At 48.2% G+C, this 19,035-nt stretch carries 11 protein-coding genes and 2 tRNA genes; all 13 read left to right on the forward strand.

Annotation, left to right across the window (positions count from 1 at the left end; translation table 11 throughout):
• Window positions 1-3,261 precede the first annotated feature (3,261 nt).
• Window positions 3,262-4,290, forward strand: coding sequence for an NAD-dependent epimerase/dehydratase family protein (locus tag HMPREF2955_RS12935; protein ID WP_070723862.1), 1,029 nt, complete (start codon window positions 3,262-3,264; stop codon window positions 4,288-4,290).
• A 16-nt stretch (window positions 4,291-4,306) separates the two neighbouring features.
• A complete protein-coding gene (locus tag HMPREF2955_RS12940) occupies window positions 4,307-5,269 on the forward strand; it encodes a phosphatase PAP2 family protein (protein WP_070723863.1) in 963 nt (320 codons plus the stop codon).
• 370 nt (window positions 5,270-5,639) lie between these two features.
• The gene (locus HMPREF2955_RS12945) at window positions 5,640-6,704 is read left to right on the forward strand and encodes a Fic family protein (protein WP_070723913.1); all 1,065 of its coding nucleotides are present in this window, start codon (window positions 5,640-5,642) and stop codon (window positions 6,702-6,704) included.
• Between the two features lie 561 nt (window positions 6,705-7,265).
• Window positions 7,266-7,338: transfer RNA gene (locus HMPREF2955_RS12950), tRNA-Gly, on the forward strand.
• Between the two features lie 30 nt (window positions 7,339-7,368).
• A tRNA-Leu gene (locus HMPREF2955_RS12955) sits at window positions 7,369-7,454 on the forward strand.
• A gap of 24 nt (window positions 7,455-7,478) precedes the next feature.
• Entirely contained in the window at window positions 7,479-9,155 is a 1,677-nt protein-coding gene (locus HMPREF2955_RS12960; RefSeq protein ID WP_070723864.1) for a tetratricopeptide repeat protein, read from the forward strand.
• Window positions 9,156-9,217: 62 nt separating this feature from the next.
• Window positions 9,218-10,303: a DUF4369 domain-containing protein gene (locus HMPREF2955_RS12965; protein WP_083317732.1), complete on the forward strand. Its 1,086-nt coding sequence runs from the start codon at window positions 9,218-9,220 to the stop codon at window positions 10,301-10,303.
• A 13-nt stretch (window positions 10,304-10,316) separates the two neighbouring features.
• Window positions 10,317-11,864, forward strand: a complete 1,548-nt coding sequence (locus HMPREF2955_RS12970) for a YifB family Mg chelatase-like AAA ATPase (RefSeq protein WP_070723865.1) — start codon at window positions 10,317-10,319, stop codon at window positions 11,862-11,864.
• Window positions 11,865-11,881: 17 nt separating this feature from the next.
• Entirely contained in the window at window positions 11,882-12,673 is a 792-nt protein-coding gene (locus HMPREF2955_RS12975; RefSeq protein ID WP_070723866.1) for an alpha-1,2-fucosyltransferase, read from the forward strand.
• A gap of 220 nt (window positions 12,674-12,893) precedes the next feature.
• The gene (locus HMPREF2955_RS12980) at window positions 12,894-13,400 is read left to right on the forward strand and encodes a flagellar biosynthesis protein FliQ (protein WP_070723867.1); all 507 of its coding nucleotides are present in this window, start codon (window positions 12,894-12,896) and stop codon (window positions 13,398-13,400) included.
• 600 nt (window positions 13,401-14,000) lie between these two features.
• Window positions 14,001-15,359, forward strand: coding sequence for a dipeptidase (locus HMPREF2955_RS12990; protein WP_070723869.1), 1,359 nt, complete (start codon window positions 14,001-14,003; stop codon window positions 15,357-15,359).
• Between the two features lie 273 nt (window positions 15,360-15,632).
• Window positions 15,633-17,708 carry a GDSL-type esterase/lipase family protein gene (locus HMPREF2955_RS12995; RefSeq protein ID WP_070723870.1) on the forward strand — a complete coding sequence of 692 codons (2,076 nt, stop codon included), beginning with the start codon at window positions 15,633-15,635 and terminating at the stop codon, window positions 17,706-17,708.
• A 333-nt stretch (window positions 17,709-18,041) separates the two neighbouring features.
• Window positions 18,042-18,554: a methylated-DNA--[protein]-cysteine S-methyltransferase gene (locus HMPREF2955_RS13000; protein ID WP_070723915.1), complete on the forward strand. Its 513-nt coding sequence runs from the start codon at window positions 18,042-18,044 to the stop codon at window positions 18,552-18,554.
• Window positions 18,555-19,035: the final 481 nt, after the last annotated feature.

A 19,035-nucleotide genomic window follows, 5' to 3' on the forward strand; every position in this document is an offset into this window, starting at 1 on the left:
GAGTTAAGGAGTTAAGGAGTTAAGCCAAATGCCTTTCAACTTTGTCAGTTGACGAGTTGACAAGTTAAAGGAGTTAAGGAGTTAAGCCAAATGCTTTTAAACTTTGAGGAGTTAAGGAGAGAAGCCAAATGTATTGGTGATGTTAGGCTAATAGGATAAGTCTGACCAGACTGACCAGACTGACCAGTCTGACTTGTCTGACCAGTCTGACCAGTCTGACTTGTCCGAAAGCTAGAATGAACTAGAAACCTAGAAACCGCTAGACACCTTTAAAGGCGTTAGCCATCTTTTCACCCTTTCACCTTTAAGCGGCGTTAGCCATTTTTTCACCTTTTCACCCTTTCACCTTTAAAAGGCGCAGCCATCTTTTCACCTTTTCACCTTTTCAATTTTTCACCTTTAAAGAAAAGTGTGCCCCAGAAGTAACCTGTTAACTCCTGGGGCTAATTAAACAATAGAGAGAGATAGCTGATGAACGAATAGTTGCATTCACACACATCATGCGTTCACCGTAAAAAGTGCGATTACCGAGCCACGTTCCCTTGCAGAGAGCCATCAGGCCTTGTTCCAATGCGAGAGCTTGCACGGCGCACATCAACAACCACAATCAGGACACCATGCCTTAGCAGTGCGCCACGCTTGCAAAAACCAACATTGGCAATGATGCTGGGATTAGCAACGTAGCCGTTCGCAACCATCTCGGCCTCAGAATGGCGCACAAGCATGCCGACACCACCCCTTAAAGCCAATCTGAAACGGTCTTCTTTTTACGATGCTAATATACGAATATTATTCGTCCCGACAAAACATTTTGACATAAAAATATCTAATACAGAAGAATTTAGATAGTTTAAGAACAGGAAACAAGTAATCCAGAACAGACGAAAGGTGGCGAAGAAAGAGGAGAAAAAGGGCAAGATATCGATGGGTATAGATTGTACTTCAAAAACGAAGTGCAAAAAATGCGGCTGCTTTCAACAGAATAATATGGAAAACATCGTGGTTTTCCTTTGCGGCTAGGGTGCGTAGTCCCGAAAAATGAGACTGCAACACAGAAATAGCCGTTCCATTTTGAAGACTCGCTAAGACTAATTGTGCAATATATAAAGAACTCATCTCGGGGCAAGGGTCATAAAATTTTGCCTCACTCCAAAAGAGATAGTCCTTATTGCTCAATATCAACCAGTAGAGGCAGCCTCTATTTTTATTGTCTTTCCATAGTGGCGGAGCTTTCTTTTGCGTTATCTCTTATTGCGCAATCACGCCCAAAACAATAGCCCAGATATCAACACATCAGGATGATAGCACAAGCTAAGACAATGGAGTACATCAGCTTACGTTGCTCGGCATATTGTTTCAACACCGATTTAGTTCTTTTCTCTTGCCTCATAATCTTTCTTCCTTTTAATGTAAAATGGCCCACCGCATGCCTTGCGATTAACCATTCCTTTGCGCAAAATTAAAGAAAAGCCAACAAATAGGCAAACGTACGAGCCAAGAAAACTTGCGAAAGAGAAAAAGCAAACAAACATCATGTATTAAAGTCGTGTTGACTTTTAATCTTTCTACAAGTTGAGAGGAGTTTATGTCTTTGTGCCGTAAAACCAAGACAAACGCTCCACTCACGTACGAAGTGCTGAACAAAGAAGTGATGAAATCTGAAATTCTGCCCCATTCGCCTGCAACAAAATATGGCTATCCTCAAAAGAGGTAGCCTGGCGGGAGTTTTTTCAATACACTCTTTACAAGTTGAAAGCATCTTCCCTGCGGCACATAATGAGGAAAAAGTAAAGCGCACTTCTTTATGTCTCTTATGTTCTTATGTCAAAATGGACGTATTTAGGTCACAATATGAAGAGATGAACGTTTTTCGTTAAGCCAGATGAACAATGTCGGGTTTGCTCGAACATGGTCATGGCGAGAAAAAGAACGATTAGCCCCTTCTACTTATAATGAGGAAAAAGTAAAGCGCACTTTTTTATGTTTCATCTGTTCTTATGTCAAAAAGGACCTATTTAGATCTACGTTGAAGTTACTATCAGAACCACCTACTTATGTTCTTGTGTCAAAAAGGACGTATCTAGGTCACAATACGAAGTGCTGAACGATTACCCCGTTCACTTATCCACTCGTCTACCCGTCTACTCGTCAACTTGCCAACTTACCAAAACCTGTCAACTTTTCAGCAAAAGTTTTAACACTATGAGTGCCCTTTTTATCCACCAACCGCCCACCTTGCCGCAAAAAAACGATTCTCGCGAGGGTTTGTTTTGATGCAAAAAGGGGTTAGTATGTGAATGCAGCGAAATGAATATTTATTTGAAAAGGCCGCCATTTGCACCACATTTGGGGCTATTTGCGGCTAAATGTACAGCAATATGGTGCAAAACGCAGTGCAATATGCCGCTAAATGCACTCCGTTTAGCACCAAAACGGAGTGCGTTTTGGTGCTAAACGCAAGGTAAAATGGTGCAAAATGCGGTACAAAATGCCGCTAAACGTAAGACGAAAAGCATAAATATCCACTGAAATTGTATAAACAAAACCTTTTAGAGCCGTTAAAAACAGAGCCAAAAAGGGCAAAACAGGCATTAAAAGTGGAGGTTTTGGGGGCTGAAAGTGGGTAATTGGGCTTGAGAAATTATGAGTTGGCAACCAAACTAGAAAGGCAAAATGGTGCAAAATGCAGGCTTTGTTCTTAAAAATAGACAAGGCGGAAGGCGAGAAAACCTAGAAATAGTAGTAATTTACCTACTTTTCAGCCTATATTTTCGCTAGAACGGAGCGAAAATTAGAACGATATTGTAAAATAAAAGATAGAGATTTAAGGTTTTGAGTTGATAAGTTGATGAGTTGGTAAGTTTGTGCGTTGATGCCTTCGTGAGTTGTTCGGCTTTCGTTAGTTTATAAGCAGTGAGTTGATTTGTCGTGCACTCCTCTCAAGTTATAGAAATTTTAAAAGTAAATACTACTTCATTATTAAAGATGTTTTTCACAAACGAAACGTCATGGCAGTGCCGCCGACAAGCAGAAACAAAACATAAAACCATGTTATATACTTACAACATACGCAAATAAATCCCGCTCCACCTTTCGTTTTTGTAAAAAATCTGTGGTATCTTTGCATTTTAATGCGAGGGATGAGGGCCGAAATCGGCAAACATTCCATACGTTTTGGCTAAGCCAATGGTTAACTTGTAGACGGCTATTGCAACCGATAATCCGTTAACTAGTTAACTAAGAAAAGAACAATTATCGACTATGGACAAAATACTTGTTACAGGCGCAAGCGGGTTTATTGGGAGCTTTATCGTAGAAGAAGCCCTTAACAGAGGCATGGAAGTGTGGGCTGCCGTAAGGAAAAGCAGTTCCAAAGAATACCTTCAAGATAAGCGCATTCGTTTCGTGGAGCTTGATTTGGGCAATGCAGAACGACTGAAAAGCCAACTCGACGGACACCATTTCGACTACGTGGTGCATGCTGCCGGGGCAACCAAATGTTTGCATCGCAACGATTTTTACCGAGTAAACACTGAGGGAACGAAGAACTTGGCCAATGCTGTGATAGAACTGAAGATGCCGCTTAAGCGCTTCGTTTTTATCTCTTCGCTCAGCGTTTTCGGTCCTGTACGCGAACAACAGCCTTACGAAGAAATACAAGAAACCGACCAACCCATGCCTAACACGGCCTACGGGCACAGCAAGTTGTTGGCCGAACAGTACCTAGACTCGCTAAATCCCAAGAACGAAGACGGCGAAATAACCGATGTGGTGTTGCCTTACATCGTGCTAAGGCCCACCGGCGTGTACGGTCCGCGCGAGAAAGACTACTTCCTCATGGCCAAAAGCATCAAGCAACACATCGACTTTGCCGTGGGATACAAACCGCAAGACATCACTTTTGTGTATGTACAGGATGTGGTTCAGGCCGTTTTCTTGGCTCTCGACCACGGCATGAGCGGCCGAAAATATTTCCTTAGCGACGGCGGCGTGTATCGTTCGTACGATTTCAGCGACCTTATCCACCGCAATTTGGGCAAGCCTTGGATGTTACGCATCAAGGCTCCCGTATGGTTCTTGCGCGTGGTTACGTTCTTTGGCGAGTACATTGGCCGAGCCACAGGGCGCATTTCGGCACTCAACAACGACAAGTACCACATCTTGAAACAACGCAACTGGCGGTGTAACATCGAACCGACGATGGACGAGCTGGGCTATCACGCCCAAGTGAACCTCGAAGAGGGTACCGCGCTAACCGTAAAATGGTATAAGGAGAACGGTTGGTTGTAACTGCATCTACACAACAATGAACTTCATCAAATCACTCTTCGCAATAGAGAAATCGCCCAGAAAGGGGCTGATGGCACTAGAATGGGTTGTGCTGGCTTACATGGCACTAACTCTGCTCATGGTGTTCTTCACTTATACCAAACTTGCCAACCCCGAATCCATGATTTGGGGGCGCGTTCGCATCGGCATCATCATCGTTGCGCTGTGGATTGTTTACAGGCTTGTGCCTTGTCGGTTCACCAAACTAACGCGCGTTGTGGCACAGCTTTACTTGCTTTCGTGGTGGTATCCCGACACCTACGAGCTTAACCGCATACTGCCCAACCTCGACCATGTGTTTGCGCAAGCCGAACAATCGGTGTTTGGTTTTCAACCTGCACTGGTGTTTTGCGATGCCATGCCTTCGGCTTGGTTTAGCGAACTGATGGATATGGGCTACGCCTCTTACTTCCCCATGATATTGGCCGTAACGCTGTTTTACTTCTTTTGCCGTTACGCCGAGTTTGAAAGAGCGTCGTTCGTCCTTATCGCCGCCTTCTTCATCTATTACGTGGTGTTCGTGGCCTTGCCCGTAACAGGTCCGCAATATTACTATCCTGCCGTGGGCATGGAAAAGATAGCGATGGGCATTTTTCCCAACGTTGGCGACTACTTCAACCTGCACAGCGAACGACTTACCAGTCCTGGCTATGCCAATGGCATATTCTATCAGATGGTGGAGCACGCTCACGAGGCGGGCGAACGCCCTACGGCTGCCTTCCCCAGCAGTCATGTAGGTATCAGCACCATCATCATGCTCCTTGCTTGGCACACGCGCAACCGCCGTTTGGTGCTCTGTCTGCTCCCGTTCTTCGTGCTGATGTGTTTCTCCACCGTGTATATCATGGCCCATTACGCCATCGATGCCTTTGCCGGGCTAATCTCTGGCGCGCTACTTTACTTTGTGCTGATGTGGGTTAGCAGGAAATGGAGTGCATAATATAGCGCATTAGTGTGGTTAAACCGCTTAGTCTATTGTTCATTTTGCAACAACAGATGCTAAATATTTCGGGTACAACGCAACAATAGCCTAAGGTTTTTGCGCGCCATCACAATATTATTGTATCTTTGTATCTACACTCGCGTGCCATTGCCCACAGCAAATGCCCTTTGCTAATTACGCTGTGCGAACGCGCGAAATGCAGTTTGTGCCCAGAAACACGTGAGGAAAGCCTGTTTCGTTAAGTCGGCATGAGCATAAAAAAGCAGGAAAATCAGACTTGTTAACTCGTCAACCCGTTAACTTGTCAACCAGAAACAACCTTTAAAGGTAGCCAATGGCCACCTTTGAACGTATATTTTTTAGCGTTATGGATAAGTTGCAAGCATTGTATGACAAGTGGAAAGCGCTTCAACCGCTTAACGAGCGCAAGCAGTTTTTGCTTAGCCAACGGTTTACTGTGGAGTATAATTACAACAGCAACCACATAGAAGGCAATACGCTTACGTACGGTCAAACAGAGCTTTTGTTGCTGTTTGGAAAGGTAAGCGGCGAAGGCAAGCTGAAAGACTTTGTGGACATGAAAGCCAGTTTGGCAAGCGTAAAGATGCTAGAAGATGAAATGAAAGCGCGCACCGCTTTAACACAGAATTTCATTCGGCAACTTCATCATGTGCTACTACGAGAAGATTATACCACGCATCGCCAATTGCCAGACGGCAGCCAAACAAGCTTTACCATCCACGCAGGCAGATATAAAACGCGCCCCAATAGCGTAATTACACGTTATGGCGAACGTTTCGATTATGCCTCGCCCGAAGAAACCCCAGCATTAATGGCAGATTTGGTGGACTGGTATAATGCCATGGAGGCCGAAGGGGTGATGTCGCCCGTAGAACTGGCGGCTCTTTTCCATTATCGTTATATTCGCATTCACCCTTTCGAAGATGGTAACGGGCGTATTGCCCGACTGTTGGTGAACTATATCCTTGCACGGCGTGGCTGGCCGATGGTGGTGGTTCGCAATCGCAACAAGAACGAATACCTCGACGCCTTACACGAAGCGGATGTTGACGTAGGTTCTTCACCATCAGCTGGTGCACATGCCAGTCTTGCACAAATTAGGCGTTTTCTTAAATACTTCAAGGCGATGGTAGCAGAAGAGTTGCAATACAACATCGGCTTTGCAACAGAACAGTCGGCTAACGTATGGTGGTACGATGGCCAAAAAATAACTTTCCGCAGTGCGTCTAGCAGTACGATGCTAATGGCAATGCAACAAACACCCGACATAACGATAGAACAATTGTCGAAGAAAGCTGGCATTGTAACGGCGGCAGTAAAGAAACAGCTGGCACAAATGACACGAAAGGGCTATATCGAACGCAGAGAGAAGGATGGCGACTGGCAAGTGTTTGTTTCATCATCTGTGTAGTTTGCAATATAATTGCGACCCTTTTTCCGCCTTTTCAAGTTGACGAGTTGACAAGTTGACAAGGCTGGTGGTTGGAGTCATTTTTCACCTTTTCACCTCTTCACCTTTAAAGGGCGCAGCCATCTTTTCACCTTTTCACTTTTTCACCCTTTTACCTTAGTCAGTTGGCGAGTTGACAAGTTAACGGGTTAACAAGACTGGTGCGCAGCCATCTTTTCACCTTTTCACTTTTTCACCTTTAAAGGGCGCAGCCATCCTTTCACCTTTTCACCTTTACAATCCTTTCCTCCTTTATGTTAAACAAAGAGAATAGCGTTCTGCCTAACAATTCGTCGTTTTTTCTAATGCCGCACCATTCCTTCACCTTAATTAATAATTGGGCTTTTATCTCACAACGCCCACTCGATAGGCAGTTGTAAAAGAAAACGGAAATGTGACGGTCGCGAATAAATGTTCTGTTTAGGAGTTTTGTGACGAATGGCAGAAAGCACTATTGTATTAAATTGTGTAAAATCCTTTGGTTGTTACAACCTAAAAGCCTAACTTTGCACCCATCATCATGCGGGAATAGCTCAGTTGGTAGAGCACAACCTTGCCAAGGTTGGGGTCGCGAGTTCGAGTCTCGTTTTCCGCTCAAACCCCAAACGGCCGCCTAAAATAGAATGCCGCAATGGTGGAATTGGTAGACACGAGGGACTTAAAATCCCTTGGCCAGTAATGGCTGTGCGGGTTCGAGTCCCGCTCGCGGCACACCTTCTAAACACTTTATCTATTATGAATAAGAATCTAATCCTTACGTTATCAGTGCTTTCTTCGTTGGCAATGACGTCGTGCTCAAAGCTTGGGCCACTCTCTGCCGACAACTTCCAAGTCACACCGACTCCGTTGGAAGCAAATGGCGGTTTGGTATCTGCTACTATTGATGCCAACTTCCCTGCCAAGTACATGAAGAAGAAAGCTGTAGTGAAGATCATCCCCGAACTGCGGTACGCGGGTGGTCAAGTGGCAACCGGCGAAGGCGCTACCTTCCAAGGCGAAAAAGCCACGGCAAACGGACAGCAAGTGCCCTACAAATTGGGCGGACGCTACTCCATGAAAACCGACTTTAATTATGTGCCAGACATGATTAAGAGCGACCTCTACCTCACTTTCGATGCTAGAATGGGAAAGAAAAAGGTGGATTTGCCTGCCGTGAAGGTTTCTTACGGCGTGGTGGCCACATCGCAACTCTACCGCGAGGCTATGGCCAACGATGGACTTTGCATCGCTCCCGACAGCTTCCAACGCATCAAGGCGCAGAAGCAAGAGGCTAACATCAAGTTCCTCATCAACCAGGCTAACTTGCGCAAAACCGAGTTGAAGAACAATTCGGTAACCGAATTCGTCAAGATGTTGAAGAAAATCAACGCCGACCGCGAAAAACTTAACTTGCGCAACGTGGAAGTTAACGCTTACGCATCGCCCGAAGGTGGTTTCGTTATCAACGATAAGCTGGCTGCAAAACGCCAGACCACTGGTGAAGGCTACGTTAAGGGACAACTCAAACAGAACAAGATGCAGACTGCTGTTGAGGCTCGTTACACGGCACAAGACTGGGATGGTTTCCAAGAGTTGGTGCAAGCTTCCAACCTCCAAGATAAGGACGTTATCTTGCGCGTACTCTCTATGTACAAGGATCCCGAAGAGCGCGAACGCCAAATCCGTAACATGAGCGAAGGCTTCCGCGAACTGGCTACCGGCATCCTGCCCGAACTGCGCCGCGCACGCCTAACCATCAATTACGAGGTTGTTGGCCGCAGCGACGAGCAAATTAAAGAACAATTTGCCGCCGACCCAACGCAACTCAGCTCGGAAGAGATCCTTTATAGTGCAACCCTTACAGACAACCCCGCCGAAAAGAACAACATCTATAAGAAGGCAACCGAACTGTACGACCAAGACTACCGCGCTTACAACAACCTGGGCGTGCTGGCTATGCAGGCTGGAAACTTGGCTGAGGCTCGCACCTACTTCCAAAAGGCTCTGGCCACTGCACCCGATGCAGCAGAAGCTAACGCCAACTTGGGTATGGTTGCGCTTTACGAGGGCAATATCTCTGAGGCCGAAACACTCATCGCTAAGGCTCAACAAGCTAACGACATCAACAAGGCTGTGGGCGCACTCAACATCGCTAAGGGCAATTACTCGCTTGCCGAGTCTACCCTGAGCAGCTATGAGAGCAACATGGCGGCTCTTGCCAAACTGATGAACAAGAACTACGAAGGTGCACTCGCCACTTTGAAGAACGTTAAGCACCCCGATGCCGTTACCGACTATCTCATGGCCGTAGCTTATGCACGCCAAGGTGACAATGCTGCTGCAACAACTGCTCTGCAAGCGGCAACCGCTAAGGATGCTCGTCTGGCTCAACGCGCCGCCGTAGACCTTGAGTTTGCTAAACTGAATAAGTAATCATGCACATCGCCCCATGCGGGGAACGATGAGTAAAGGGTTAACAATTTGCATAAACCACTATGACGACAACTTCATTTAAGTGTACAACGCTGATAGAGTTTGCGAAAATGGTTTGGCAGGTTGTTAACCCTTCGCCTTTTAAGCCTGCTAAGGCCATGCTTGCCGCGGCTGTACTCGCACCGTTACTCACTGCTTGTGGGGTGGAAGGCAACCGCTTTGAGGTGGAAGGCCATTTCCTTAAAATCAATCGCGGCGAGTTTTATGTGTATAGCACCAATGGACTGATAGACGGAATAGACACGATTAAGCTGGAAGCGGGCCGTTTCGTCTACGAAATTCCTTGCGAACGCGAAGGAACGCTGGTCATGGTGTTCCCCAATTTCTCTGAACAACCTATCTTTGCACAGCCGGGAAAGAGCGTAAAGATGGAGGGTGATGCCTCGCACCTGAAGGAGCTAACGGTAAAAGGAACGAAAGACAACAAGCTGATGAACCAGTTTCGCGAGGCCATAGCGAACGCTTCGCCACCGCAGGCTGCTAAGACAGCGGCTCTTTTTGCGGCCGATAACCCCGCATCGCCTGTTGCCGCATACCTTGTAAGGCGTTATTTCATCACCACACCAACCCCTGATTATAAAGAGGCGGCTCGCTTGTTGAAGTTGCTTTTGGCCGAACAACCCAAGAATGGCGAGCTTAACCGCATGCAGTCGCTTATCTCCGTTCTTGCCAAAACCGCTGTGGGCGCATCGCTGCCGCCTTTCCAAGCACGTTCGACAAAAGGCGAAAAGGTTAGCGAGCAACTATGCAATAAGGCACCCGTGGCCGTGTTCAGCGTGTGGAGTACCACCAACATGCAGAGCATGGAGTTGCAACGCATGCTCAATCAAAAGGTGCGTAGCTCCAAAGGTAAGCTGAAAGCGGTGGGCCTTTGCATCGATCCCATTCAACGAGAGTGCAAAGACATCTTGGAACGCGACAGCATTTCGTGGCCCAACATCTGTGACGGGGCGATGTTTGAGGGCAACGTTGCCAAGAAATTAGGGGTTTATAGTGTGCCGTTCAACATCCTATTGAAGAACGGAAAGATAGTAGCCAAAGACCTTGATGCCAACCAATTGAAAGAACGACTCGACAAATTGCTCTGAAAAACATTCACCTATGCTTGTCAAAACCTACTGCGCAGCGGTAAACGGGCTGAACGTAACCACCGTTACCGTGGAGGTGAACCTCGTGAAAGGCATGTTGTACCACTTCACAGGCCTTGGCGACGAGGCCGTACGCGAAGGGCGCGACCGCATATCGTCGGCCATTCAATACAACAACATGCGTTTCCCACGGGCAGACATCACCGTAAACATGGCACCTGCCGACCTCCGCAAGGAAGGCAGTAGCTTTGACTTGCCCTTGGCTATCGCCATTTTAGCCGCCGATAGTCAGCTGCCAACCGACCATCTAGGCGACTTCATGATGGTGGGCGAACTGAGTTTGGACGGCACTTTGCAGCCCATCAAAGGCGCATTGCCCATTGCCATTAGGGCCAGAGCCGAGAAGTTTAAGGGACTTTTAGTTCCAAAAGCCAACGTTCGCGAGGCAGCCGTGGTGAACAACCTCGATGTTTATGGCATGGAAAACATCGTCGATGTGGTGAATTTCCTTTCGGGGAAAGCACAATTCGAGCCTACCGTCATCGACACACGCAAGGAATTTTATGAGCAACAATACCGTTTCGACCTCGATTTTGCTGATGTTCGTGGTCAAGAGAACGTTAAACGCGCTATGGAAGTGGCCGCGGCTGGTTCTCACAACCTGATTATGGTGGGACCGCCAGGTTCAGGTAAGTCGATGATGGCCAAGCGTCTGCCCTCTATCTTGCCGCCGTTGTCGCTGGGCGAGAGCCTAGAAACCACGCAGATACACAGCATTGCAGGCAAGTTGGGCAAGGGCATGTCGCTTATCTCGCAGCGTCCGTTTCGTGCGCCGCACCATACCATATCCGAAGTTGCCCTTGTTGGCGGCGGCGCAACGCCCCAACCGGGCGAGATTTCTTTGGCGCACAATGGCGTTTTGTTTGCCGACGAATTGCCAGAGTTCAACAAAACCACCCTCGAAGTACTTCGACAGCCACTAGAAGACCGCAAGATAACCATCTCGCGCGCCAAATACACCATCGAATATCCCTGCTCTTTCATGTTCGTTGCCTCGATGAACCCTTGTCCGTGTGGCTATTATGGCGACCCAACTCACCACTGCGTGTGCATGCCTGGTCAGATACAACGCTACATGAACAAGATAAGCGGTCCGTTACTCGACCGAATTGACATTCAAGTAGAAATAACGCCCGTTCCGTTTAAGGACATTTCGCAGGCCGTTCAAGGCGAGTCGAGTTCCGTAATACGCGAACGCGTTATCCGTGCGCGGCACATGCAAGAGCAGCGTTTTAAGGAAGTAAAGGGCATTTACAGCAACGCGCAGATGACCGAGCGCATGATTCACCAATTTGCCGAACCCGATGCAGAAGGCATTGAGTTGCTGCGAACGGCTATGGAACGCCTAAGTCTGTCGGCACGAGCCTACAACCGCATCTTAAAAGTGGCGCGAACCATTGCCGATCTCGAACAAAGCGAAGCCGTTAAGTCGCAACATTTGGCTGAGGCCATTAGTTATAGAAATCTCGATAGGGGCGATTGGGCCGAACGAGGAAACTAAAACATCTGCCGCTAACGATGAAAATAGTATGTATTAAAGGTGGGTTGGGCAACCAACTCTTCGAATATTGCCGCTATCACGGCCTGCTTAGGCACAACAACCGTGGCGTTTACCTGCACTACGACCGTCGCCGCACTAAACAACACGGTGGTGTGTGGCTCGATAAAGCCTTCCAAATAACGTTACCCAACGAGCCGTTGCGCGTAAAATTGCTGGTAATGGTGCTGAAAATGTTGCGCAGGCTACATCTTTTTAAGCGTCTTTATCGCGAAGAAAACCCACGAGCCGTACTAATTGACGACTATTCGCAGCACAAACAACACATTACCAACGCCGCCGAGATACTGAATTTCCGCCCGTTTGAGCAGCTCGACTATGCCGAAGAGATACGAACAACGCCCTTTGCCGTAAGCGTTCATGTACGCAGAGGCGACTATTTGCTGCCAGCCAACAAGTCTAATTTCGGCGTTTGCTCGGTTCATTATTACCTCTCGGCCGCTGTCGCCGTTCGCGAACGACATCCTGAATCGCGTTTCTTCGTCTTCTCCGACGACATGGAGTGGGCCAAAGAGAACCTCAGCTTGCCCAATTGCGTGTTCGTTGAGCATGCTCAGGCGCAACCCGACCACGCCGATCTCTACCTCATGTCGCTCTGCAAGGGGCACATCATCGCCAATTCCACTTTCAGTTTTTGGGGCGCCTACCTCTCAGAAGGTTCGTCGGCCATTGCCATTTACCCCAAACAATGGTTTGCCGAGCCTACATGGAATGTGCCCGACATCTTTCCAGAGCATTGGATTGCGCTGTAAAACGATTGTTAGTTAGCGCATGCCGCTTCATTGCAGGTAGGAGACAATAGCCTATGTGTAACAGATTCAAATCCTCGACCGCGCATAACAGCTCACTTCTGGGTAGCACCAACCTTATATAATAAGGTGTCCCACGCCGCAGAACCATAAGTATAGAGGCTCTTTCGGGTATCGAAAACCAACGCAAAGACGATGTTTAACCAATAATAAAATACCGAAAATGGATACTAAAAAGAAAAAGAAGAGCAAGCTGGAGATTGACGACAGCTACGAATTACAACTAGTAAGCAAGCTACATCCCGCCCTCAGATGGGTCTTAATGCTGCCAATAGGGCTGCTTGCTATCCTTCTTGTGCAGTATGCCTATGGGTTTGTGTTCAACAAAATGCTTTCAAACTTCGACCCTAATGGCGGTGTAGCCATAGTCATTAACAGCCTATTCATGGCCATGAAGTATTGCATATTCGTTGTGGCGATGGTTGGGGTAGCCCCTGTTGTGCGAGAAAAGAAGTTCCAAGCGTCAATCGCCTGCGCCATTATTGCAGTGATTGTTTGTTTAGGAAGCACAGGATTTCTCTTATACAATGCTGGAGTCGAGAATTTAACGATGCTCATCGCAACGGGCGGTTCGGCTTTTTTGGGCATTGTATGGGCTGTTTTGAATGTCCGGTCTACGGTTTCAAAGCCACTACCTACGGAACAAGAGGGCGAACTCGCTGAGCTATAAACACATAATAAGCCTAGAACTCCTGTCTTGTTCAACCACATGCAACCTCTTGAGGTTGCCCTTCATTTGTTGTTTCTCGCTGTTTCAGAGAGGCCACTTCTTAAAGCGTGCGCGTGGCAAGTTGCCCTTCATTTGTTGTTTCTCGCCGTTTCAGAGGTATAGACCAAAGCTCATGCCTTTGTTAATAAATATATAAATAGCTCAAAACACAAAGAAAAGGCGTATCTTTGGGGCATTGTGGGTTTAAGGTGGGGCTTACAACTTGCTTTTTGCAAACCGAAAAGTCTGTTGTTTCGCTCCTTTTCCTTTCTTTTTGCGCGCAAATGGTGCAAACAAACCATCGTAAACGAGAGCAAACAAGCACGAAAACAACACTTGTTTCGCTGAGAATGGCTGGAAAAGACATGCGAAAACGAAGGGGGAATAACCGCCAAAAAACCACACCCCGTGTTCGAAACAAAAGCATGGCGAGCAGGCGATGCAAGGCTTAAAAACTGTGATACAGCTGCGACAAGTCGCTATCTACCCTTCGCCAACCGAACCAACTGCTTGCAGAACGAACCGCAACCTAGGCAAAATTATCCCTAAATAACTAATAAGATGATTAAGAAGTATATTCAAGAGAACGAAGAACGTATGCTCGATGAGCTTTTCAGCCTTATCCGCATACCCAGTGTTAGCGCGCAACAAGCGCACAAACCCGACATGCAACGTTGCGCCGAAAGGTGGAAAGAACTGCTGTTGATGGCCGGAGTAGACCGTGCCGAGGTGATGCCTTCGGATGGAAACCCGATGGTTTACGGCGAAAAAATAGTAGATCCCAATGCAAAAACGGTGCTCATCTACGGTCACTATGACGTTATGCCCGCAGAACCTTTCGAGCTTTGGAAAAGCGAACCATTCGAGGCTGAGGTGCGCGACGGACGCATTTGGGCACGTGGAGCCGACGACGACAAGGGCCAATCGTTCATCCAAGCCAAAGCATTCGAGTATGTTGTGAAGAACAACCTGCTGAAACATAACATCAAATTCATCCTCGAAGGCGAAGAAGAAGTGGGCTCTCCCAGTCTTGGCGCGTTTATTGAGAAACATAAAGAACTGCTGAAATGCGACGTGATACTGGTTTCGGACACCAGTATGATTGCCGAAGACATACCTACGCTTACCACTGGACTTCGCGGTATTGCCTACTGGCAGATAGAAGTGACTGGCCCAAACCGCGATGTTCACTCAGGACATTATGGTGGAGCCATCGCCAACCCCATCAACGTGTTGTGCAAACTCATCGCCGATGCAACCAACGAAGACGGCCGAATACTCTTCCCTGGTTTCTACGACAAGGTGGAAGAGGCCAGCGACGATGAACGAAAGATGCTTGCAAGCATACCGCTAGACCTCGAAGGATATAAGAAATCCATCGAAGTAGACGAACTTTTTGGTGAAAAAGGCTACTCAACGCTTGAGCGTACGGGTTTCCGTCCCTCGTTCGACGTGTGCGGTATTTGGGGCGGATATACGGGCGATGGTGCTAAAACGGTTATCGCCTCTAAGGCCTACGCCAAGCTTTCGTGCCGATTGGTGCCACACCAAGATTATAAAGAGATTGCCCAACTGGTAATCGACTACTTCAAACGCGTTGCACCCAAGTCGGTTAAGGTAGACATCAAGTTCCTACATGGCGGTCAGGGTTATGTATGCCCCATTGATATGCCTGCCTACAAAGCTGCCGAGCGTGGTGTAGAAATGGTGTTTGGCAAACGTCCTTTGGCTGCTCGTTTGGGTGGTAGCATTCCAATCATCTCTACTTTCGAGCAAATTCTAGGCGTTAAAACCATCCTCATGGGCTTTGGCTTAGAGTCTAACGCCATCCACTCGCCCAACGAGAACATGCCGCTAAGTATGTTCCGTAAGGGTATCGAGGCTGTCGTTAACTTCCACTTGGAGTATGATAAGTTCTAAAGAGTAAGTGGTAAAGGAGTAGAGTAGTAAGTAGTAAGTTTTGAGGAGTTAAGTAGTTAAGTTAGAAGTGTGGTGGCGTTAGCCATTTTTTCACCTTTTCACCTTTTCACCCTTTCACCTTTTGTGGCTAACTATCTTGTCGGCTTATCAACCTCAACTTGCTGCCAAACTCCACATCCCCATCATGCGATTCACTCCCCTCTCCCCCTTGGAGAGGGGTTGGGAGTGAGGCCACCTCACTCCCTTTTCTTTTTCCCCATATACCAACCAACGATGCGAAGACCCCTCTTCATCCTTTTATTACTTGCCTTTGCCTTAGCAACCATCGCTGCCGAACCCATTCGCGTGGCCTGTGTAGGCAACAGCATCACTTACGGTTACGGACTTCCCGACCCCGCAACCGAATCATATCCCGCCCAATTACAACAGAAGTTGGGCAAGACTTACGATGTACGCAACTTCGGACACTCGGGAGCAACCCTCCTTTCGCGCGGTCATCGCCCCTACATCGAGCAAGAGGCGTACAAGAATGCCTTGGCTTTCAAACCCGATATGGTAGTGATACACCTTGGCATCAACGACACCGACCCACGCAACTGGCCGTTCTTTCGCGACGACTTTACCAAAGATTACATCGCGCTCATCCGTTCGTTTAAGGCCGCTAACCCCAAAGCCGCCTTCTACATCGCCAAGATGAGCCCCATATCGCATCGCCATCACCGCTTTTTGGCAGGCACGCGCGATTGGCATAAGCTGATACAAGCCGCCATCGAACGTGTGGCAAAGGCCACAGGCGCACGCCTTATCGACTTCTATACGCCGCTGTTGCCCTTCCCGCAAATGTTTCCCGACGGATTGCACCCCAACAAAACAGGGGCAGGAGTGCTTGCGCGCGTGGTGTACGAGGCACTAACGGGCGACTATGGCGGACTGCGAATGCCCCTTGTCTTTTCTGATAACATGGTGGTTAGGCGCAACCGCGACTTCGATGTCTACGGAACGGCCAACGCTGGGCAACGCGTTGTAGCCACGTTTAATGGCGAAAAGCGCAGCACCGTGGTGCAAAACGATGGCACGTGGCGTATTGTTTTCGCCCCACCTCGCATGGGAAAGCCCTATACCCTTACCGTAACGAGCCTGCAACGAACGCTCCGTTTTAAGAATATCGTTGCGGGCGAGGTGTGGCTTTGCTCCGGACAGAGCAACATGGCGTTTCCCTTAGCCAATGACGTACTTGCCAAAGAGACACTGAAAACGGCCAACGACCCCAACCTGCGCGTGCTAAACTTCGTGCCAAGATGGGAAACCAACGATACAGAATGGCCGCAATCAGCACTCGATTCTACCAATAACTTGCAGTATATGCGCTGTAACGGCTGGCAGCAAGCCACGTCTAAAAACATGGGCGAGGTGTCGGCCGTGGCCTATTATTTTGCTAAGGTATTGCGCAGCTGTCTGGGGGTGCCCGTCGGTATCATTGTCAACGCTGTGGGTGGAAGTCCTACCGAGGCGTGGATAGACCGCCAAACGCTTGAAGACGACTATCCCGAACTGCTGAACGACCGCTTTAAAGACAACGTAATGGTTATGCCGTGGGTGGTGCAGCGCATGCGAAAGAACATTGCGCGCACTACGGATAAGTTGCAGATGCACCCCTATCAGCCCACCTATCTTTACGATGCGGCCATCCGTCCGCTTGCCAAATTCCCCATCAATGGTGTTATTTGGTATCAAGGCGAGTCGAATGCCGAGAACATGGAGATACACGAACGCCTGTTTCCACTGCTGTTAAGTTCGTGGCGAACCAACTGGAACGAGCCACAATTGCCCGTTTACATGGTGCAATTGTCTAGCATCAACCGCCCTTCTTGGCCGTGGTTCCGCAACAGTCAGCGACTGATGGCCAACACCCTGCCACATGTTTACATGGCTGTGAGCAGCGATGTGGGCGATTCGCTCGATGTTCATCCTCGCCAAAAACAGCCTGTCGGCTATCGGTTAGCACGGCTTGCCCTTTATCACCAGTACGATTTCAAGCGACTAACGCCCTGCGGACCAAGTGTGCAAAGTGCCACCCAACAGGCAAATGGCGAGGTGCAAGTGTGCTTTAATTGGGCCGACGGATTGAAAACGGCCGATGGTAAGGCCCTTCGCACGTTCGAAGTGGCGGGTTACGACGAGGTGTTCTATCCTGCCGTAGCCACCATCAAGGGCAACGAAGTAAGGCTTACATGTCCGCAAGTGCCCCGTCCCGCTTTCGTGCGATATGGCTGGCAACCCTTCACAAGAGCCAATTTGGTGAATGCCGATGGCCTTCCAGCGTCTACGTTTAGGGTGGAAGTGAAATAAAAAAGACACAAAACGGCCTCACCCCCAGCCCCTCTCCAAGGGGAGAGGGGATGTAATGTGTCTTGCGGTTTTTAAGCTTACAAATATAAGATACAATGATATAGCCAAATATTTCACGCTCCTCTCTTCTTGGCTGACAACTTATAAGGCGAGGTTGGCAGTAGTTTAGAATAATCTGTTCTTCATCAAACCACAATGAAAAAAAACAATAAATCCCATAAATCGCAAGACACATTACTCCCCTCTCCCCGTGGAGAGGGGCTAGGGACTGCGACTTTTTCTCTTGAAAAAGGCTTGTCGGTGAGTCCGGTTATTAGTTGTGGCAAGCAGGCTGTGCCTAATACGCGTTCCTTCTTCCTCAAACTCCCTTCTCCCTTAGGCACACTCCATCTCGAAAGCGATGGAGAGGCACTTACATGTGTACTTTTTGAGGGCGAGAAAGTCAAGTATCCCAAGGGTGTTACACTACAAGAGGCACCCCAACTACCCGTTTTTGTTGCTGCCCGCGCATGGCTTTCGCGTTATTTTGAAGGCCACGATCCTGGTGTTCCGCCGCCCGTTCGTCCGCAAGGCACGCCTTTTCAGCAGTCCGTTTGGCAGCGTTTGCTCACCATTCCATACGGCTCCACCACCACTTATGGGGCTTTGGCCGCGTACCTAGCAGCGCATAACGCCTCTGGGCGCATGTCGGCGCAGGCCGTTGGGCAAGCCGTTGGCCGCAATCCCATCAGCATAATCATCCCTTGTCACCGCGTAATTGGAGCAAATGGCACACTAACGGGTTATGCAGGTGGCTTGGATAAGAAGATATTTTTGTTGGGATTGGAAGGGAAGAAGGAATTTTAAAGGTGAAAAATTGAAAAGGTGAAAAGGCTTGTAAAGGTGAAAAATTGGAAAGGTGAAAAGGTGAAAGAATGAAAGGATGAAAAGGTGAAAAGGTGAAAAGGTGAAAAGATGGCTGCGCCACCACTCTTGTTAACTTGTCCGACCTGTCTGACTAGTCTGACCGGTCTGACCAATCTGACTAGAAGAGCTAGATAAGATAAACTAACCCTGCTAGCTTAATTAACCAAATGCTCGTAAACTCTTTAACTCGCCTGCTATCGCCTCGTCTTTTGTCCGTTTTTCCGTATGGTTTTTAACACTATGGCTGCCCTTTTTCTCCACCAAGCGTATGTCAGCGCGCAAAAAATCGATTCTCGCGACAGTTAGTTTTGATGTAAAATGGGGTTAACTTGTGAGCATGGCAAAATGAATATTTATTTTAAAAGGCCGCCATTTTCACCCTTTTAGAGGCCATTTGTTGCCAAATGTGGTGCAATATGCC

Origin of the sequence: Prevotella sp. HMSC073D09, from assembly GCF_001814145.1 — a bacterium.
Taxonomy (GTDB): Bacteria; Bacteroidota; Bacteroidia; order Bacteroidales; family Bacteroidaceae; genus Prevotella; species Prevotella conceptionensis.